This window comes from Lacticaseibacillus camelliae DSM 22697 = JCM 13995 (assembly GCF_001311195.1).
Taxonomy (GTDB): domain Bacteria; phylum Bacillota; class Bacilli; order Lactobacillales; family Lactobacillaceae; genus Lacticaseibacillus; species Lacticaseibacillus camelliae.
In genome coordinates, this window is sequence record NZ_BBAJ01000044.1 from 1 (window position 1) to 19,327 (window position 19,327).

A 19,327-nucleotide genomic window follows, 5' to 3' on the forward strand; every position below is an offset into this window, starting at 1 on the left:
CGCCGCGTTCACCGCCGCAGTTGGCACTGGAATTTCATCGATTGCCGCGTGCATCTGCGCGCGCGTCTTCCGCTCATCCATCGTAATCTCCTCCTAGCACGTTTTTAAGTGCGATTCTCCCGCGCCGCAGCCGAGTCTTCACGGTCGGTTCCGGAATGTTCAAAACGGCGCTGATATCCGCGATTGAAAGGTCTTGATAATAATAAAGGTGGAGGACTTGCCGGTAGTCAGCGCCAAGCTTACTCAGCGCCTGCAACAAATCGATTGCGACTATCGGGTCGTGCACCGGCGCCGCGCGGTCCGGCACTTGAGCCACGGTCATTTCACGCTTGCGCCCCTGGTAAATTGCCTGCGCCTGCCGGATCAGGATGCGGGTAAACCAGGTATAGAAGTAAGGCGGTTCGCGCAATTTGCGCACGGCTTTGACGGCCTGCGTCGTCGCTTCTTGAATCACGTCCAACGCGTCCGCCTGTGTGCCTACATACAAGTATGCAGTGCGATAGAAGTAATCGCCGCGGTTCTGGATAAGCTGAGTCAGCGCTTGCCGGTCACCAGCCACTGCTTGGGCCACCAAATCCAGCTCTGCTTGCGTTAATGCCATCCCGACTCCCCCTTTCCGCTCATTAGTAGGCCACCAAGAGAATAAAGTTTCACGCGCGCAAAAAAAGCGACGAGTGCGTCACTCATCGCTTAGTTTATCATCTAAAGCACGACCGGCCTCTTCGCCGCGCACTTCGCGCAGCAGGCGTTTGCCTGTTGTATCCAGTTCAACATGTTCGAGCAAATCGGGCCGGCGCAGCAGTGTCCGCCGCAGCGCCTCCTTCAGGCGCCAGTCGGCAATTTTCTGGTGATCGCCGTTTTGCAGCACGAATGGGACGTCCATGCCGCGGTAACTGGCCGGCCGAGTGTACTCCGGGTACTCCAGCAGGTTGTTCTCAAAGCTATCCGTCGGCGCGCTTTCAGCGTTACCGAGCACCCCTGGCAGCAGGCGCGCGATCGCATCGATCATCACCATTGCCGGCAATTCGCCGCCGGTCAGCACGAAATCACCCAGGCTGTACTCATCGGTCACAAGACTGCGGATGCGTTCGTCATAGCCTTCGTAGTGGCCGCAGATGAAAACCAAATGATCTTCCTTGGCCAGCTTCTTGGCCTCACCCTGGTTAAAGGTTTTGCCTGCCGGATCGAGCAAAATCACGCGCTTGTCGCCGGGATGCGTGGCGTTGATGGCATCCATCGCCTCAAAAATCGGCTCCGGCTTCAGTAGCATCCCTGCCCCACCACCATACGGGGTGTCGTCAACATGGTGATGCTTGTCATGGGAATACTGGCGAAAATCGGTCACCTGAAACTGCAGCAAATCCTTTTCCAACGCCTTGCCGATCATGCTTTGCGTCAGCGGCGCAAACATGTCGGGGAAAATACTCAGCACATCAATCCGCATCGTCGATCAACCCCTCTGGCACGTCCACGTGGGCAATTTTGGCATCAAGGTCGATACTCAGCACCACGCTCTTTAGAAACGGCAGCAGCACGTCAGGCTTGCCCGGCCGCGGAATGACCCAGACGTCGTTGGCGCCGGGGCTGAGGATCTCGCTGACTTGGCCAATGGTTTCACCTTGCTGATCGACCACATTCAAGCCAATGATATCGTGGTAGTAGTACTCGCCTTCCTGCAGGTTATCGGCATCCGCGTCTGCCACGCCCAACTCAAGGCCCTTAAAGCGTTCCACGTCGTTGATATCGTCAAACCCCTCAAGCTTCAGCAGATACATGTGCTTCTGCTTACGCGCGCCCGCCACCGTGACGGTCAGAGGCGTTTTGCCTTCGATCACCAGCTGGCTTCCAGGCGCAAACCGTTGCTCCGGAAAATCCGTCACTGGCATGATCTTGAGCTCACCCTTGATGCCGTGCGTGTTAACGATCTTACCGACCGTGTATAGCTCTGCCATATTTCCTCCTTATCAAAAAAAGACCGGCATCCGCCGATCTTTTTACGCTTCTGAATGCGAGGCATCCAAAATATTCAGCCGCACGCGCTTGTCGTACGGGGACTTGACCGCGTAGACAATAGTCCGGATCGCCTGGGCGACCCGACCACCTTTGCCGATGACCCGGCCAACATCCTCCGGATCCACGCTCAAGTCGAACGCCATGTACTCGGCAGTTTCGTGCCGCGTGATCTCGATGGCGTCTGGATGTGTGACTAATGGCGTCACGATTGCTTTGATCAGCGCTGTGATGTCCACTGATTAACGCCTACTTCTTAGTGAAACGTGCTTCGTGATACTTCTGCATGATGCCGTGACTAGTGAGCAAGGTGCGCACTGTGTCGGAAGGCTGAGCGCCCTTCTGCAACCATGCCAAGATCTCGTCGTCGTCCAGCTTCAGATCAACTGGGTCTGAGAGTGGGTTGTAGTAGCCAACGGATTCGATAAACCGACCGTCGCGAGGGGACCGAGAGTCCGCAACGACAACACGGTAGAACGGCTTACGCTTGGAACCCATCCGCTTTAAACGAATTTTTACTGCCATTAAGTACACCTCCTGTAAATTTCTCAACTTCAAAATCATAGCAAAGAATACTTGACGTGTAAAGAGTTTTTTTCTTTACATCCTTAAAATAGCCTTGAGAAAAGGGCTCAATGTCACAATTCGCGTCATCGCAACCAACCGTGAACTGCTGTCACGTGCATGGCGGCTATGTTAAACTCATTAGAAAAGCCCAACAGATTGGAGTTTTGACATGTTGTATAACCTATGTGCGATCATCACCGCCATCAGTGCTGCAGTCAGCCTAGGCTTCGCCTTGGCGGCCTACTGGCAAAGCAGGGCCAGCGATGACACGAGCGGCATCAACGCCCGCTACGCACTATCTCGCAGCGGGGCTTTGGCCATTGGTGCCTTAGGCTTGCTGCTCTTTCACAGTCCCGAGTATCTCGCGGCGCTCGCCATCGTCATGACCTTCGTGCAGCTGTTCGACAGCGCGATTGGGCGACGGGTCAGCAAGTTCAAAACCTATGGGCCGCTTGCCACCGGGTTGGTGAACGCCATAGTCCTCGCCCTTTACCTCATGCAGTAACGCCAACCGCGCCATGACCTTGTCGTCATGGCGCGGTTTTTGGATCAATAAGTTAAGAGTGGAAGTGCTTGGTCTTCAGGCGCTTTTTTTTGTTCTTCTTTTGCTTGCGCACCATCTTGTTCATGGCCATCTTGCCGAGCCGGCCCTGAATCCCGTTGCCCATCATGCCTTCCATGCCGGAGAAGTTGCCTTTGTACATCTGGTTCATCATCTTCTTGGCCTGGTTGAACTGCTTGATCATCTGGTTGACTTTAACGATTGGCACCCCGGAGCCGGCAGAAATCCGCCGGCGCCGCGACGGTTGAGCAGATCCGGATTTTCACGCTCCTGCGGGGTCATGGAGTAGACAATCGCCTTTTGGTGGGCAATGTCCTTGGGATCGACGTGGAAATTCTTCATGGCCGGGTTATTGGCGAACCCCGGGATCATTTTCATGATCTCATCCATGGAACCCATGTTGGAAACCTGGTCCATTTGGTCGATGAAGTCGTTGAAGTCGAAGGTGTTTTCCTTGATCTTGTCGGCGACTTCCTGGGCCTGCTTTTCGTCGTAGTTCTTCTGGGCCTTGTCGATCAAGGTCATCATATCGCCCATGCCCAAGATACGGTTGGCCATGCGGTCCGGATAGAAGACATCCAAGGCGTCCATCTTTTCGCCTTGACCGACGAACTTGATTGGCTTGCCGGTAACTGCGCGAATCGACAGCGCCGCCCCACCACGGGTGTCACCATCCAGTTTGGTCAGCACAACCCCGGTGATGTCCAGGCGCTCATTAAAGCCCTTCGCCACATCAGTTGCGGCCTGCCCGGTCATGGAATCGACAACCAGCAGGATCTCATCCGGGTGCGCCAGGTCCTTGATGTTTGCCAGCTCAGTCATCAGCTGCTCGTCGATCTGCAGGCGGCCGGCGGTATCGATCAGCACGTAATCGTTCTTTTGCAGCGCGGCCTGGGCCAACCCCTGGCGCACGATTTCGACCGGGTCCGTATCGGTCCCCATGTCGAACACCGGCACGTTGAGTTGATCACCGATCACCTTCAACTGGTCGATGGCGGCCGGCCGGTAGACATCGGCGGCAATCAAAAGCGGGCGCGCCTTTTCGTTATCCATCAGGTACTTGGACAGCTTGCCGACGGTCGTGGTTTTCCCGGCCCCTTGCAGCCCGACCATCATGATCACGGTGGGAATGTGCGCGGACTTGTTCAGCGGCACGGCCGCCTCACCCATGGTCTTAGTCAGCTCGTCGTTGACGATCTTGATGATCTGCTGAGCCGGGGTCAGGCTGTCCAGCACCTCAGCACCTAGGGCCTTTTCGCGAACATTCTTGACGAAGTCCTTAACGACGCCAAAGTTAACGTCGGCCTCAAGCAGCGCCAGGCGAATCTCGCGCATGGTGTCGCGGACGTCTTGTTCCGAAACCTTACCCTTGCGCCGCAGTCCGGAAAGGGCCTTTTGCAAGCGCTCTGATAATCCTTCAAATGCCATAAGTTTGCCTCCTACCGCGCTGCCTGATCGGCAACACGGGTCAATAAGTCACTTAATTTTGGGTCGTCGGGATACTTGATGCGAACGTATCGCACCAGATTGTCGACCGCCTCATTCTGCGCCTGAAAATTCGCCAGCAGGTGCAGCTTGCTTTCGTATTCCTCCAGGCTCGCCTCGGTGCGCCGAATGTTGTCGTACACTGCCTGGCGCGACACATCGAACTCGGTGGCGATCTCGCCCAGCGAGTAGTCGTCGCCGTAGTACAGTTCTAGGTACGAGTGCTGCTTGTCAGTCAACAGCGCCCCATAGAATTCAAACAGTGAATTCATGCGGTTATTCTTCTCAATTTCCATTAATTGTCCCGCCTTTTCTTCCTTATAACAGAATACCGGTCAGTCGCGGCCGCGTCAATGCAAGGAGCAGCGGATGACCGGCCCAGGACAAAAGGTCAAAAATTCCGCTTACATCGTGGTAAACTAGACTAGTAATGAATTGGAGGGAATAATTATGGTTGCAACTATTCTATACTGGGGCATCGTTCTCGCATTCTGCGGCTGGGGCCTTTGGAACATCGTCTTTTCCGGCATTTATCTGCACAACCATGAAAATGGCAATCTTTGGTTCTTCGCCATTTTGAATGCGATTGGGGCCCTGCTTGGGGCCATCTTCCTCTGGGTGATGAGCAACACCGCCTGGCAGAAGTACTGGTTCGACAGTTCCGTGAAGATTGGGCCGTGGCTTGGGTACATCCTGATCGCCTATGTGGTCCTGATTGTCCTGCAGCTCATCTTGGGCCGCGAGAAAAAAAGTTTCGGCTGCCGCTTAAGCCTGTGGCACGCAAAACCGCTGTGAAATAATTTTCACAGCGGTTTTTTTTGCCTAATTTTCTTCCTTGATCAGGCCCTTGAACAGCCCGTAGACAAATTTATTCGGATCAAACGTCTGCAGGTCATCCACTTTTTCACCCAGCCCGACCAGCTTGACCGGCACGTGCAACGAATTGCGAATCGCCAGCACGATACCCCCCTTGCCGGAACCGTCGAGCTTGGTCAAAACGATGCCGGAGATTTTGGTGGTCTGGTTGAACTCCTTGGCCTGACTCAGCGCGTTTTGGCCCGTCGTGGCATCCAGCACCAGCAGGACTTCCTGCGGCGCGTCAGGCAGCTCGCGCACGATGACCCGCTTGATCTTGTCGAGCTCCTTCATCAGGTTGACCTTATTCTGCAGCCGCCCGGCCGTGTCGACCAGCAGCACGTCGAAGTTTTCGTCCTTGGCGCGCTTCACGGCATCGAACACGACCGCGGCGGGATCGCCGCCGGCCTCCGTCGCAACAACAGGCACCTCATCGCGCTTGCCCCACTCCTGGAGCTGCTGGATGGCACCGGCCCGGAACGTGTCACCGGCTGCCAGCAGAACCTTCTTGCCGCCTTGCTGCAGCTGATGGGCCAGCTTGCCGATGGTCGTGGTCTTACCGGCGCCGTTGACGCCAACAAACAGGAAGACGGTCGGCCCGGATTCGGCGTAGTGCAGCGTGTTATCCTCGCCTTCGCCCGCCTCACCGTATATGTCGACCAGTTTTTGCACGATGACTTGAGAGACCTCGTCTTTGTTCTTGGCGTTCTTGAGCTTGACCTCATCGCGCAGTTCATCGGTCAGTTTTTCGGCAGTTTCAAAACCGACATCGGCACCGATCAGCATCTCCTCGAGGTCGTCAAAGAAGTCTTCGTCGACCGAGCGAAAATTGGCAAACAGCGCATTCAGCTTGTCGCCAAACGTACTGCGGCTTTTTTTCCAATCCTGTGTCGTATTTCTGCTCCTCGACAGTTTCTTCCTTGCCGCCGCCGAATGCTTTCTTCAGCGAATCGAATAATCCCATGGCTGCCTCCTATTTCGTCGTTTCTTTTGCTTTCGTCTCGTCGTCTTGCACTTGATCCAATGACACGGCGACCATCTTCGACACCCCGGACTCCTGCATGGTCACACCGTAAAGCATGTTGGCCGCAAGCATCGTGCCGCGCCGGTGCGTGATCACGATGAACTGCGTGTCCGAGCTGTAATCCCGGAGGAACCGGCCAAACCGGTCGACGTTCACGTCATCCAGACTGGCCTCGACTTCATCCAGAATGGAAAATGGCACCGGCCGCACCTTCAGAATAGCAAACAACAGCACAATTGCCGTCAGCGCCCGCTCCCCGCCAGAAAGCAGGGACAGCCGCGTCAGCTTCTTGCCCGGCGGCTGGGCCGAGATCTCAATGCCGGTGTTCAGCAAGTCGTCGGGATCAGTCAGGGTCAGATGTGCCTCGCCGCCGCCGAACATCTGCGGAAAAATGGTTTCAAACGCGGCATTGGTCGCGTCGTACATGTCCTTGAAGCGCGTTTTGACTTCCTCGTCCAGCTCACCCATGGTGGCCTCCAGCTGGGTTTTCGCCGAGATCAGATCGTCTTGCTGCTTGGTCAGGAAGTCGAAGCGGTCCTTGACGTTTTCGTACTCGGTGATGGCGTTGGGATTGACCGGTCCCAGCTCGTCCAGCCCGCGCTTCAAGAGCTTGAGCTGGGACTTCAACTGTGGGAGTTCGGCCGGCTTACTGTCAGTGGCTTTCAGCGCCGCCTCGTAAGTGAGCTGATAGGTTTCTGCCAAGGTGCTCAGGCGGTTGTCCAAGTTGACCTTAATGCGGGACAGCGAAGCGCTTTGCTGTTCCGCTTGGGCCATGGCCGTGTGCTGCTGCGTGTAGGTGGTGGTAATTTCTGCAGAAACGCCACTGAGCTTACCGCGGTTGGCGGCTTTTTCCTTGGTCAGGTGATCTTGCTCCGCGCGCAAGGCCGTGGTGCTGGCTTTCAGTTGGGCAATGGTCTGCGTGCGCGTCTGTTTATCCATCGCGCTTTCTTCGGCCGCCTTTTGAATCTTCGCGATCCGAGTCTGCAGCTGAGCCACTGCCTGCGTGCTGCTTTGCACCTGATCCTGCCACTGAGCCAGTTGCGTCTTGGTGGTCGCAGCCTTGCTTTTAAGCACGGCGAGCTGCGTTTGCAGGTCGTTGACCCTGCTCTGGACCTCGGCCGCACTGGCCTCGGCCCGGCTTTGCTCAGCCTTTGTGCGGTCAATTTGCGCCTGCGTGTCTTGCAAGGACTGGGCAATGGCGGCCGCCTGCTGTGCCAGCGTATCGATTTTTTTGATCATAGTCGCCCGCGGCACCGGTCGCCAGCTTTGCGGCCTGGCGCTGGCGGTCAAGCTGAGTCAGGCTGGTTTGCTGCGCATCCAGTTGCGCCTTTTGTGCGGCTAAGTCAGCCTGCGCCTGGTTAACAGCACGGTCGGCATCAGTCGCCGCAGCTTGAGTCGCAGTCAGTTGCGTCTGCAAGTCATTCACCAGGTCGGCCTGCTTGGCCAAGGCGCCCTTCATCTGCCGCAGCTGCGCGTGCAGTTGGGTCACTTCCTGAGTCCGGGCCAAAGGGGACACGCCCTGCTTGCGGGTCTGCCCGCCGGTCAAGGCCCCGCCAGGCGTCAAAATATCGCCATCGAGTGTGACAATGCGATAGCGGTGATGCGTTAAGTTCGCCAGTTTGATCCCGGCATCCAGCGTTTCGGCAACAATCAGGCTGCCCAGCAAATTTTCCATGACCGGGGCGACTTCTTGGCGAAACCGCACCAGGTCGACGCCAATGCCGATGAAGCCGGGCTGTTCGGCCAACTCGGTTTTCACATTGCCAGGCAAAATACGCGGCCGGATCACCGAGGTCGGCAAAAAGGTCGCGCGCCTGCGCGGGTTTGCTTCAGGTAGGTGATCGCCTGCTTGGCGGCCTGCTCAGAGGTCGTGACAACCGCCTGGAGGTTGCCGCCCAACGCCACATCAAACGCCTGCTGGTATTGACTAGGCACAGCCATCAGCTCGGCCACGGCCCCGATGACACCGGCCAGTTGCTGCTTGTTCTTCAGCACGGCCCGCACGCCGGAATAAAAGCCTGCGTAATCGTCTTTCAGCTCCTGCAGGGTTTCGTAGCGGGAATTGGCGCGTTGATACAAAGTGGATGCCTGATTCAGCCGGTCCTGCGCATCCGCAAAGTCGCGCTGCACTGCTTCGGCCTTTTCGTGAGCCGCCGCTGCTTTATTGCGGGCCCCTTCAACTGCCGCCGTCAGCTTGGCGACCTGACCGATCAGCTGATCGACCGTCTCCTGCTGAGCCTGCTGGCGGCTGCTCAATTCCGAAAGACGGGCCCGATCCGCAGCGCTTTGGTTTTGGGCCACCTGCTGATCCTTCTTGGCTGCAGCCAGGGCGTTGCCGGTCTCCGCCTGCTGCCGCAGCAGGTCAATGTACTCAGCCTGGGCGCTATCCAACTGTTTGGCGAGGGCTTCCGGCGTTTGCGCGCCGGCCTGGGCAGTGGCCAGTTTGTCTGCCAACTGCGCGCGCTGCGACGCTTGGTCTTTTTGCGTGCTTGTCAGCGTCGTCACGCGCTTTTTGGCGTCGGCCAAGTCAGCCTTGGCCTGCGTCAACTGTCCCACCAGGTCCTTCAGCGTCTCCTGCGCGTTATTGGCGCGCTCTGAGGACACATTGACTTCGCCAGTCAGGCTTTCCAACTTCATCGATTGCGACAGCAGCGAGTCGTTGAGCTTGGTCAGCTTGGCATCCAGCTCCTGATCCGTCGCCGTCAACGTTTCCGACTGGCCTTCCAGGTGCTTCGCCTTGGCCGTCAGAGCTGTGACCGTCTCCTTGGTGACTTTGGCCTCGCCTTGCGTCTTGGTCTGCTTATCAGCCAACTGCTCAATCTCAAGCGCCAGAATGCTTTTGTGGATACGCTGGTAGTCCTTGGTCTGGCGCTCATAGTCACGGGCCAGGGAGCCTGCTCGGCCAGTGGGGTCACCTGCTTATGGAGCTCAGACACAATGTCGTTGATCCGGTCCAGGTTGTCCTGGGTTTCCTTGAGCTCGGACTGCGCCTTGGTTTTCTGCTGCTTGTACTTCAAAACGCCGGCCGCTTCCTCAAGAATACCGCGGCGGTCTTCGGGTTTCGAGTTGAAAATGGCCTCGACCCGGCCCTGGGAAATGAAGGAAAAGCTTTCCTTGCCCAGGCCTGAGTCCATGAACAGATCAACGATGTCCTTGAGCCGAACGTTTTGGTTGTTGATCAGAAAATCCGATTCGCCATCACGAAAAAGCCGCCGCGTCACGGTGACCGCGGCTGGCTGCTTGGGTAAATAGCCGTCTGAATTGTCGAACGTCATCGTCACTTCGGCGCGGTTGAGCGGCGGCCGGGTGGCAGTGCCGGCAAAAATCACGTCGCCCATTTTCTCGCCGCGCAAGGACTTCGCGCTTTGCTCGCCAAGCGCCCAGCGAATCGCCTCGGTGATGTTACTTTTGCCGGAGCCATTGGGGCCGACAATACCGGTCAAACCGGACACAAAATCGATCTCGGTTTTATCCGCGAACGATTTGAAGCCGTTGATTGTCAGATGTCTTAACTGCATGCAAATTCACTCACTTTGCGCGAAGCTTGGTCAACGCATCGTCGGCCGCGGCCTGCTCCGCCGCTTTTTTATTCTTACCGATCCCGGAACCCAGCACAGTGCCATCGACGGCAACGTCAACTTGAAACTGACGTGCGTGCGCCGGGCCGGTTTCCGCCAGCAGGTGATACTCGATATCGACTTCGCCATCTTGCTGGACGTACTCCTGAAGCGCGGTCTTGTGGTCCATATCGGCCGAAAACTCACCCGCATCGATTTTCGGAAAAATGATTTGCTTGGCAAATTTAATATTGGCTTCGCGGCCCTGGTCCAAGTACAAGGCGCCATTAAAGGCTTCGAACAAGTCCTCCAGCAAAGTCAGCCGCGTGCGGGCACCGGCCCGCTCCTCACCTTTGCCCAGCTTGATATAACGGTCGAAGTGCGCCTCCTTGGAAAAACCCGAGAAGGCCCGCGTGCGAACCGCAGCCGAACGCATCCGTGTCAGGTCACCTTCCGGCCGGTCAGGGAACTTCCGGTAAAGGTAATCCGAAACGGTGAGCTCCAGCACAGCATCCCCCAGAAATTCGAGCCGTTCGTTATCTTTTAGGCCCAGTTCCTTATGCTCGTTGACGTATGACGAATGCGTGAACGCTTCGTCAAGCAGGCTCAAGTCTTTAAACTCGATCCCGTACCGCTGGCGTAACTCACTGACGAACTCAGATGCGACCATTATTGACCTCCTGTGATTTGGCTAAACATACTCTAATCCATTATACAGAACGACTGCCGCTAACACCAGCCGCCCTTACGGACCTAAAGCAAAAGACACGCCTGCCAGCAGCAAGCGTGTCTCACCTGTAAGATTACTGGCGCACCAGTGACCGCGTCGCTTCGACAATCCGCTTGGCGACCGTGGGGTTGTCCATCGTGTAAAGATGGATGCCGTCCACCCCGTGCACCATCAAATCAACGATTTGGTCAATGGCGTAGGCAATGCCGGCATCGCGCAGCGCGTCCGGCCGGCCCTCGTAGTGCTTCATCATGCTGAGAAACTTCTCCGGCAGACTCACGCCGCAGGTCAAGGCCATCGTGTCGATTTGGTGCTGGCTGAGGACCGGCATGATCCCTGCCTCAATCGGCACCGTGATGCCCGCTGCCCGGGCCCGGTCGACAAAATCATAAAAGACGTGATTGTCGAAAAATAACTGAGAAATCAGCTGAGAGGCGCCAGCGTCGACTTTTTCCTTCAAGTGCTGCAGATCCGCCTCGGGACTGGTGGCCTCGGGATGGGTTTCAGGGTAGCACGCCGCGACCACGTTAAAGTCCCCGTACTCATGGATGTGTGTAATCAAGTCGCTGGCGTGCGGAAAGTCGTTAGCGACCCGGCCGCCATTCGGGATGTCGCCGCGCAGGGCTAGAATATTCTCGATCCCGGCTGCTTTAAAATCTTCCAGCAGGCTGTCAACCTCAGCCGTCGTGAGTTGCACCGCCGGCAGGTGCGCAACTGCCGGCAGGCCATACTTTTTCTGAATGCGGTCGGCAAGGTCCAGCGTCACATGGCGCTGATCCTTTTTCCCGGTGTGAAGCGTAACCGACACGAAATCCGGGTTCAGCTCGGACACCGCACTGATGGTGTCATCGATGCGGCGATAATCCTCTTCCGGACTGCGTCGACGCGGCGGAAACAGTTCAAACGACAGAACTTGATGGTCCTTAAACAGTCGGTTGACTTTCATGGGCGAGCTCCTCTCGTACCTGCTTCGTCGCGTCGACCATGTTGCGCAGGCTCGCAACTGTTTCAGGCTCCTCGCGCGTCTTCAGGCCACAGTCCGGATTGATCCACACGTTCTCCTTGGGAATACGGCGCAGGATCTCGTGAATGATCTTGACGATTTCGTCCTTGGACGGCACCCGTGGTGAGTGGATGTCATAAACGCCAGGGCCCACGTGCGTTTCAAAATGGACATCGTGCAGGACATCGAGCAAGGTCATGTCGGCCCGCGCCGCCTCAAAGCTGATGACATCGGAATCAAGTGCGTCAATGGCTTCGATGATATCCCCGAACTCCGAGTAGCACATGTGCGTGTGAATCTGCGTGGTCGGCTGGACCTTGGCCCCCACCAGCCGGAATGCCGGTACGGCCCAATCCAGGTACTTGCTGTTCCAGTCCTTTTTGCGCAGGGGCAGGTTCTCCCGCAAAGCCGGCTCATCGATTTGGATGATCTTGATGCCGTGCTTTTCCAAATCCAGCACTTCACCTTGCAGTGCCAGGGCAATCTGCTCAGTGGACACTTTTGGCGAGACATCCTCACGCGGGAATGACCAGTTGAGAATCGTGACCGGGCCAGTCAGCATTCCCTTCACCGGCTTATCCGTCTGGCTCTGCGCGTAAACGGACTCCGCCACGGTGATCGGGTGGGTGCGGACCACGTCGCCCCAGATGATCGGTGCTTGACGCCGCGGGTGCCGTATGACTGGACCCAGCCATTTTCGGTAAAGCGGAAGCCTTTCAGGTTATCGCCAAAGTACTCGACCATGTCGTTGCGCTCAAACTCGCCGTGAACCAGGACGTCCAGCCCCAGCTCCTCTTGGATTTTCAGCCAGCGCCGTTCCTCTTTGTGGTTGAACGCCGTGTACTCTTCCTCCGTGATGTTACCCTTGCGGAACTCGGCGCGATTCTTGCGCACAGCCGCCGTCTGCGGAAACGACCCAATCGTGGTTGTCGGCAAAATCGGCAGGTTGAACTCCTTGGCCTGAATGGCCAGACGCTCCTTGCGTGCTGGCAGCCGCTTGTAGTCCTCTGGTTTCAGCGCAGCGATTTTAGCATTGATGGCCGGGTCCTCTTCGTAGCGTGGCGTTGCGAACAGGTGCCGGTTGGCCAGCACTGCCGGGGTCTCCCGCTTGGCGTGGCGCGCCTCATCCAGTTCACGCAGCTCGGTCAGTTTTTCCTCGGCAAACGCGAGGTAGCGGAGCTCGGCCGGATCAATTTTGGTTTCGTTCTTGGTGGTGTAAGGCACGTGCAGGAGCGACGTCGACGTCGACAGCACGATCTTGTCAGCCACGTCGTCCAGCTGACCCAGCAACGCCAGGGTCTTGTCGTAATTGGTCCGCCAGATGTTCTTGCCATTGATCACACCGGCAAACAGCACCTTGTCCTTCGGGAAGCCCTGAGCCGTCAGCAGATCCAGATTGACCTTGCCTTCGATAAAGTCCAGACCCAAGCCATCAAAGGCCAGCTCGTCAGGTTCTGGTACGAATCCGTGACATCGCCAAAGTAGGTTTGAAGTAGGATCTTGGCAGCGCCTTTTTTTGCTCAAAATGGCGGTGTAAAGCTGCTTGAACAGCGCGCGGTCGGCGTCAGTCTGATCGAAGACCAAAGCCGGCTCGTCCAGCTGAATCCACTCTGCCCCTTCGTCAACCAGCCGACCAATGATCTCAGCGTAAGCGTCAACCAGCGCAGCCACGAAGTCCGCCGGTTGCTTACCATCTAAGAAACGGCTCAAGTGCAGGAGCGTGTACGGACCGACCAGCGTGGGCCGTGCATTGATACCAGCCGCCTTGGCTTCCTTGAACTGGGCGAATAGCTGCCAGTCGCGGACCTTGATTTGCGTATCCTGGTCAAATTCCGGCACCAGATAATGGTAGTTTGTGTTGAACCATTTCTTCATCGACAGGGCCTTCACGTCGCCGGCCTCGCCTTGGTAGCCGCGCGCCAGGGCAAAGTACTCGTCCAGCGGCGCCAGCTTGAGGTCCTGGTAACGCTTCGGCACAATGTTCAGCAGAAATGCTGTGTCCAGAGTAGTGTCAAAGAACGAAAAATCGCCAGTTGGGATTTGATCGATCCCCGCCTGCTTAATCGTGTGCCAGTTTGCCTGGCGCAGCTTTTTGGCCGTGTCCTGCAACTCCTGCGCAGAAATGCGCTGCTTGAAATAATGCTGCGTCGCGAACTTAAGCTCGCGGTGCGCCCCGATACGCGGATAGCCAATAATTGTTGTTGTCATGATATTGCTCCTTTTTGCGATAAAAAAAGCCGCCCTACACTCCCTAGAGAGTGCAAGGGCAGCTTGGCTGCGTTACCACCTTGTGTACACGACTGACTCACGCCAGCCGCCTCGATCAGTCCGGCCTTACGGCGAGACTCGGCGCTGTAATGGGCGCACCCAGACCGACTTAACTTGCGCTCAGCCGGCCGCGGCAGCAAAGACCATCTTCACCGAGTTGGCTGCACCGCTTCTCATCCCCTGCGGCTTTCTGTTCCAGACTAGTCGGTTACTCATCTTTTAATCGCGTTTTAATGTTGTGAAAATTCTAACCCTTGATGCAGCAGCTTGTCAACCACAAACCGGAAATCAAATTAAGTCTTGATTAGCAAGCTGGGGTGACTGGATTCAAAAAAACCAGCCCCTACCCAATGGATAGAAACTGGTCATAGAACTAGTTACCTAAGACTAGTTGCGCTTACGCCGGTCGCCAAAACCAAAGGCCATGGAAAGACCAGAGATAATCGCCGCACCAAGCAGTGCCAGACTGCTGGACTGGTTGTCACCAGTCTTTGGCAGGTTGCCAGTTGCTGCTTGTTCTTTCGGACTCAGAGCGGCTTTCGCAGCCGAATCGTCAGGTAAAGCTGAACTGCCAGACTTGGAAGCACTCTGATCTGTTGCTGCACCTGCGGCCGGTTGTTGATCGTCCTTTGGTGTTGCTTCAGAAGTCTCCTCAGAGGATCCTTGAGAAGTTGCTTCAGACGTCGAAGTACCCTTAGCTTGAGCTGCCGCAAGCTGAGCCGCAAGTTTTGCGTTGCGATCAGCCGCACCAGCATTGTAGCCTTCGGTGAAGCCTGAAGATAGTCAGCACTCTTGCCAGAGAGATCCTTCAGCTGTGCGCCGGTTGAACCTTCACGGTAGCCTTCCTTGTAGCCGGCGTCTTTATCAGACATTGTGGCTGTGGTCGGCCCGCCGTTGTCAGTACCTGTCGAAGTGCCGCCCTCATCGGTGCCCGTTGTCGAGGTTGCGTCAACGCGTGTCACTTCGATTGTCTTGGTGACCGTGTTACCAAGTTGGTCGGTTGCCTGCAAGGTAATCACATTCTCACCTTTCTGAAGAGGAATGGCGCCCTTGTATGTGTACGGCCCAAAGACGTTGGTCGTTGTCTCGTTTTCAGGCTCGCCCTGATTCTTCTGGCGGAAGACCTGGTTGCCATTAACAGTCAGTGTGTAATCGTCAGCGTTATCGTTGACAATTGCCGACAAATCAAATTTGTCAGCTGACGTCTGAGTCTTGTACGTGCCATCCTCAGTCGGTGCACCGGTATCAAGACCAGCGATGTCAACGGCAAGACTTGGATCGTCTTCATCCCGATAGAAGATCAGGTCATTCCGATAAATCCGGAGCTCGCCTTCTGTCCCATCTGGGTTAGTCAGCTGGTAAATCAGGATATATCCAACTGCTCGATCCGAATCATTAGGAATCTTGACCTTGTACGAGAACGTCCCATCAGCATTAATGGTCACCTTATTAGCTGGATCATCTTCATAAGAAGAATTACCAAGAATGTAAAGGGCTGCGTGCTTATAATCAGCTTCTTCTACTTCAGAGTGCCCAGCGGTCTTGAGCTTACCTGTGATGGTGTATTCACCAGTAGCAGGATCAAAGTTCTTATCGGTCGTGGTCGTATTAAGTGTAGTCTCAATTGGGGTATCCAGAGTCAGGACATCTTGATCAGGCATCTTAAGGTCGCTGTCAGCGCCTTTGTTGGTGCCGTTATCAATGGTGGTGTGATTCGTATCGATGATGTGACCCTTTTCACGCCAATTGTTGTTCGTCCGGTAGTCCAACTCTGGAAGCAGGAAGTTGTCCTCGTGAGAATCCTGATAACCAACCTCAGTGGCTGTCGGATCCCAACCAGTCCCATCGTAGTTATTCGTACCATCCGGTTGATCGTACTTGTGGATCAAATCGCTCAAGTACTTGGTATCCGTGAACGGAGAAACATCGTTAGAATCAACGAATGTTGTCTCAAAGTCTTCAGAGCTCGAAGATTGTTGACTCATGCTGGTCGTACTTAGCAGGATACTGTCGATCAATGATTCCTTATAAACGCCAGCCTGATCCGTCGGAGCAATCGCGTAGCCAGTGTACAGGGCAGCACCAAGGTTGATCATCAGATCTTCGGCGTGCTGAATGCCATCAACCTTAAACAACAGATTGCCATCTGCGTCCTTGTCATACGGTGTGTATACCTGACCGGTGATTTCGTTTTTAACAAAGTACTGTGTTCCTGCGGGGCCACTGACCTTTGCCTTAAGAATCGCGTCATCCGTCGTACCTTGGTACAAGGGTGTAGAAACAGAGTCAACCGCAAATCCGAACTCAGACAAGTTGACCCCTGTGATACCCGAAAGATCACCGTTATCTGTTTTGTCTGACGTTGAATCAAGAGTTTGCGCTTTAGCAAGATAGAATTGGAACAGCGGCGCTGCTTCAGTTTCATCAGTGTTAGCCTTAGTGACTCCACTGCCAATTCCTGTCGCCAACGTGGCAGTTGCAGCGTTGCCAGCAGCATCATGAATGGTCAACTTCAAACTGCCATCACTCGCCTTTAACGCAGCCACTTCATCATCGGTCAGTTTGTAACTGAACTGGCCTTCGTTACTGGTCCCATCGTTGCCCAGACTGATTTCATGGTCTTTCCCGGCGATTGTATAAATCAACAGTGAATCATTGGTAAACCCAATTCCCTTATCAGCATAATTGAACGCAATCGTGTTGTTGGCAGCATCAAACTGTGGCTCAAACGTTGGTGCCTGAGTATCGATAGTCAACCCAAAGTCTTTCGTCTGAGTCTTGTGTGCTCCTTCATAATTCATCGTTCCGATGATCCGGTAGGTGTACTTGCCATCGGAAGCGGCAACCATTTTGCCGGTTGCCTGGTCATAGACAGTACCGTCCAAGTCAGCGCCTCTGGCCGGTCATAGGCCATCGTGTATGACTGCGCCAAAGTCGTGTAGCCAAGACCACTTGCAGTCGCATTGACCCCACTGGCATCTAGGTTGTTTTCTTGATCAAGGATCCGAACCACGTTGCCATTGGCATCCAAGATCTCTGCGGTGATTGATTTCAGGTTTTGTGTGACGTAGACGACTGGCGTTACCGTATCATCGTCCCCATCCGCGTTAGGGGAAATAGAGGCCTTAAACCCATCGGCGGCCGCGACAACCCCTTTAACATTCTCGTCATCATCGCCTTTGTCAGAGTAACCATTAGCAAAGTTGCTTGCTGCCTGATCAACAAACACTTTCACCGCTTCGTTACTGCTACCAATACCCAGTGGCAGTTGTGAAGCACCATCAGCCAGGTAACTGGTGTACCCTGCACCGGACAGATCAAAGACGTTCTCATCAGTCAAATCGCCATAGAAGGCCAGATACGGAACGGTGACATCGTTACTGCCGTCGGTTTCACTGCTTGCAAAACGCAGGAATCCTTCGACAATCTGATCTTTAGTAACTGAATCGCCAATGTTCAGCGTCAACGTAATATCCTGTGTCTGACCAGCCTTGATCGTGAAGGTGTCATTTACCATGGAGACGTTAGCGTCAGCAAGCGTCTCATCATGCGAAACACCATTGCCAAGCAGTTTGCCATTCGCATCAGTATCCCAGACGTTCTTCAGCACCGTGTATTGATCTGGCTTGAAGGTATAAGTAACGTCATGATCACCGTAGTTCGTAAAGTGGAGCGTGATATCGGTCGTCTTGCCAATATTTTTAAGGGAAACTGAACCTGTATTGGCATCGCCCTCTACAGCAACCGTGGTCTCCGTTGCCAAACCAGCATCAGCCAAGCCAGCACCTTGCTGCCGCGGCGAAAAGGCATTCCCAGTGTTTTCATCCGCAATCATAATCGCGCTGTTCATCTCGGCCAACTTGGTGTAAAGCGCAAGTTTCGCGCCAGTAAAGCCTAACTTCTTCAACCGCTGCTCAATCAGGGCGGTGATCCCTGAAGAGGTCGGTGCGGACATAGAAGTACCGGACATCTGCTGATCTTGATCCTCATATTCAAGCGAGTCGAGGTTGACCCCAGGACCGGTGACATCCGGCTTCAACGTGAAGTCGGAATTTGGACCCCAAGAACTAAACTGGGCGACCATACCAACGCCAGAGTCTAGTCCCATCATTGAACTCATCTGGTTCTCAATGGATAAGTCACCAGAAGCCGCAACGGCAATCGAATATGGTGACGTTGCTGGGTTCGACAGCTGAGAGTAATTCTCAGGCTTATAATCCTGACCACCACCGGTTGAGGTGTTAGCCCGCGTACCAGAGTTTGAGGCAGAGACGTTAACAACGACACCATGTTCAAAGGCGTACTCGACTGCCTGCTCTTCGAGATTCTCCTCGTCCTCGTTCATGTATGTGCTGCCCAATGACATATTGATGACATCAGCACCAAGATCGACAGCATCATGAATAGCCTTGTAAAGTTCCTGGGCTTCACTCGCACTCGAATTGGAAATTACCCGCAAATCAAGAATCTGTGCTTGAGGCGCAATCCCAACCGCGTACTTTCCATCATCAGTCGATGCATCATTACTCGAAGTATCATCGGTTGTGGTCGCAGTGGACGAGTCTGAATCATTCTTCTTTGTTAACAAACCTAAAATCAGGCTGGTCAAACTTTGGGCCTGCGTAGGGTCAGTCAACTTGTCTTTTAGATCAGCCGTCAACTTATCCAGCGCATCCTTATCCAACTTGCCAGTAGTGATGAGCTTCATAAAAATACTCGTGAACTCTGTCGTCAGTGCACCACTACCATCGGCGGTTGTCAGGGCTTGGATTGCTTGCTGCTCGCCACTAGCCGCAGGCTGTTGACCGTCAGCCGCAATGATTCCTGACACATGCATCCCATGATCAACTTCGTACGTGCTTGTGCTGTCGGAGTCATTGTCGACATAATTATAGGCAAATGGAATCTTGTCGTTAATGTATGTGCCGTAACCCTTCTGGTCAATGAATTTCTGAGCGTCAGCTTGACTGATTGCCGCTGTGCTATCATCATCCAAACGCATATCAGTAACTGGTTCAAGGCCGTTATCTATGACAGCCACGACCATCCCGGTACCGTCATAGCCGTTCTCCCAGGCCTTAAATGCATCGATTCCGTTGAGGAAATTAATGGTGTAAGGCAACTGACCATTGCCAAAATACTCAGTAATCTCCTGATCACTAGCATTCTTCATCGTCGCCATGATATCAGCCATGCTGTAGATGAAGGAAATAAGTGGCTCTCCTTGGGGTGCCCCAGCTCCTCCAAATGCGCCTTATAATAACTG

General features: G+C 54.8%; 13 protein-coding genes and 4 pseudogenes. 2 read left to right on the top strand and 15 right to left on the bottom strand.

Translation table 11 applies throughout. The features are described 5' to 3' along the window. Nucleotides 1–73 precede the first annotated feature (73 nt). From JCM13995_RS08745 to rpsP, 5 genes are all read right to left on the bottom strand, one after another. The gene (locus JCM13995_RS08745; protein WP_054664726.1) at nt 74–601 is read right to left on the bottom strand and encodes a sigma-70 family RNA polymerase sigma factor; all 528 of its coding nucleotides are present in this window, start codon (nt 599–601) and stop codon (nt 74–76) included. Nucleotides 602–679: 78 nt separating this feature from the next. Continuing rightward, nucleotides 680–1,444, bottom strand: coding sequence for a tRNA (guanosine(37)-N1)-methyltransferase TrmD (gene trmD, locus JCM13995_RS08750; protein ID WP_054664729.1), 765 nt, complete (start codon nt 1,442–1,444; stop codon nt 680–682). Beyond that, nucleotides 1,434–1,952 carry a ribosome maturation factor RimM gene (gene rimM, locus JCM13995_RS08755; protein ID WP_054664732.1) on the bottom strand — a complete coding sequence of 173 codons (519 nt, stop codon included), beginning with the start codon at nt 1,950–1,952 and terminating at the stop codon, nt 1,434–1,436. The genes trmD and rimM overlap by 11 nt, the downstream gene beginning before the upstream one ends. Nucleotides 1,953–1,994: 42 nt before the next feature. Then, a complete protein-coding gene (locus tag JCM13995_RS08760) occupies nt 1,995–2,249 on the bottom strand; it encodes a KH domain-containing protein (RefSeq protein ID WP_054664735.1) in 255 nt (84 codons plus the stop codon). Between the two features lie 10 nt (nt 2,250–2,259). Further along, on the bottom strand, nt 2,260–2,535 hold the full coding sequence (rpsP, locus tag JCM13995_RS08765; RefSeq protein WP_054664737.1) for a 30S ribosomal protein S16: 276 nt from the start codon (nt 2,533–2,535) through the stop codon (nt 2,260–2,262). Between the two features lie 339 nt (nt 2,536–2,874). Between rpsP and JCM13995_RS18100 the strand changes: the two genes are divergently transcribed. Further along, entirely contained in the window at nt 2,875–3,099 is a 225-nt protein-coding gene (locus tag JCM13995_RS18100; RefSeq protein ID WP_420843314.1) for a hypothetical protein, read from the top strand. Between the two features lie 35 nt (nt 3,100–3,134). On the opposite strand, the pseudogene ffh reads toward JCM13995_RS18100, so the two are convergent. Continuing rightward, nucleotides 3,135–4,567: pseudogene (gene ffh / locus JCM13995_RS08775) on the bottom strand (signal recognition particle protein). An 11-nt stretch (nt 4,568–4,578) separates the two neighbouring features. Next, nucleotides 4,579–4,920 carry a putative DNA-binding protein gene (locus tag JCM13995_RS08780; RefSeq protein ID WP_054664740.1) on the bottom strand — a complete coding sequence of 114 codons (342 nt, stop codon included), beginning with the start codon at nt 4,918–4,920 and terminating at the stop codon, nt 4,579–4,581. Nucleotides 4,921–5,074: 154 nt separating this feature from the next. Here JCM13995_RS08780 and JCM13995_RS08785 point away from each other — a divergent pair, with 154 nt between their 5' ends. After that, a complete protein-coding gene (locus tag JCM13995_RS08785) occupies nt 5,075–5,419 on the top strand; it encodes a hypothetical protein (RefSeq protein WP_054664742.1) in 345 nt (114 codons plus the stop codon). A gap of 27 nt (nt 5,420–5,446) precedes the next feature. Here the strand turns inward: JCM13995_RS08785 and ftsY are convergent. From ftsY to JCM13995_RS08820, 8 genes and pseudogenes are all read right to left on the bottom strand, one after another. Next, a pseudogene (ftsY, locus tag JCM13995_RS08790) lies at nt 5,447–6,443 on the bottom strand (signal recognition particle-docking protein FtsY). A 9-nt stretch (nt 6,444–6,452) separates the two neighbouring features. Continuing rightward, a pseudogene (gene smc, locus JCM13995_RS17750) lies at nt 6,453–10,021 on the bottom strand (chromosome segregation protein SMC). Nucleotides 10,022–10,031: 10 nt separating this feature from the next. Beyond that, nucleotides 10,032–10,730, bottom strand: coding sequence for a ribonuclease III (rnc, locus tag JCM13995_RS08800; protein ID WP_054664744.1), 699 nt, complete (start codon nt 10,728–10,730; stop codon nt 10,032–10,034). Between the two features lie 133 nt (nt 10,731–10,863). After that, nucleotides 10,864–11,736 (bottom strand): methylenetetrahydrofolate reductase [NAD(P)H], encoded by an 873-nt coding sequence (gene metF, locus JCM13995_RS08805; protein ID WP_054664748.1) that lies wholly within the window; start codon nt 11,734–11,736, stop codon nt 10,864–10,866. Then, a pseudogene (metE, locus tag JCM13995_RS08810) lies at nt 11,714–14,001 on the bottom strand (5-methyltetrahydropteroyltriglutamate--homocysteine S-methyltransferase). Before metE ends, metF begins: the two are co-directional and overlap by 23 nt. A gap of 447 nt (nt 14,002–14,448) precedes the next feature. Further along, on the bottom strand, nt 14,449–14,592 hold the full coding sequence (locus tag JCM13995_RS17755; RefSeq protein WP_082397790.1) for an LPXTG cell wall anchor domain-containing protein: 144 nt from the start codon (nt 14,590–14,592) through the stop codon (nt 14,449–14,451). After that, entirely contained in the window at nt 14,589–16,946 is a 2,358-nt protein-coding gene (locus JCM13995_RS08815) for a hypothetical protein (protein ID WP_156314400.1), read from the bottom strand. The genes JCM13995_RS17755 and JCM13995_RS08815 overlap by 4 nt, the downstream gene beginning before the upstream one ends. Beyond that, nucleotides 16,859–19,255: a S8 family serine peptidase gene (locus tag JCM13995_RS08820; protein ID WP_054664750.1), complete on the bottom strand. Its 2,397-nt coding sequence runs from the start codon at nt 19,253–19,255 to the stop codon at nt 16,859–16,861. The genes JCM13995_RS08815 and JCM13995_RS08820 overlap by 88 nt, the downstream gene beginning before the upstream one ends. Between the last annotated feature and the right edge of the window lie 72 nt (nt 19,256–19,327).

What these genes read in the sequence shown, in the direction of transcription:
- JCM13995_RS08820 (WP_054664750.1), bottom strand. Translation starts at nt 19,255, where the DNA reads ATGGCTGATATCATGGCGACGATGAAGAATGCTAGTGATCAGGAGATT.
- JCM13995_RS08745 (WP_054664726.1), bottom strand. Translation starts at nt 601, where the DNA reads ATGGCATTAACGCAAGCAGAGCTGGATTTGGTGGCCCAAGCAGTGGCT.
- JCM13995_RS08780 (WP_054664740.1), bottom strand. Translation starts at nt 4,920, where the DNA reads ATGGAAATTGAGAAGAATAACCGCATGAATTCACTGTTTGAATTCTAT.
- rimM (WP_054664732.1), bottom strand. Translation starts at nt 1,952, where the DNA reads ATGGCAGAGCTATACACGGTCGGTAAGATCGTTAACACGCACGGCATC.
- metF (WP_054664748.1), bottom strand. Translation starts at nt 11,736, where the DNA reads ATGAAAGTCAACCGACTGTTTAAGGACCATCAAGTTCTGTCGTTTGAA.
- rpsP (WP_054664737.1), bottom strand. Translation starts at nt 2,535, where the DNA reads ATGGCAGTAAAAATTCGTTTAAAGCGGATGGGTTCCAAGCGTAAGCCG.
- rnc (WP_054664744.1), bottom strand. Translation starts at nt 10,730, where the DNA reads ATGGTCGCATCTGAGTTCGTCAGTGAGTTACGCCAGCGGTACGGGATC.
- trmD (WP_054664729.1), bottom strand. Translation starts at nt 1,444, where the DNA reads ATGCGGATTGATGTGCTGAGTATTTTCCCCGACATGTTTGCGCCGCTG.
- JCM13995_RS08785 (WP_054664742.1), top strand. Translation starts at nt 5,075, where the DNA reads ATGGTTGCAACTATTCTATACTGGGGCATCGTTCTCGCATTCTGCGGC.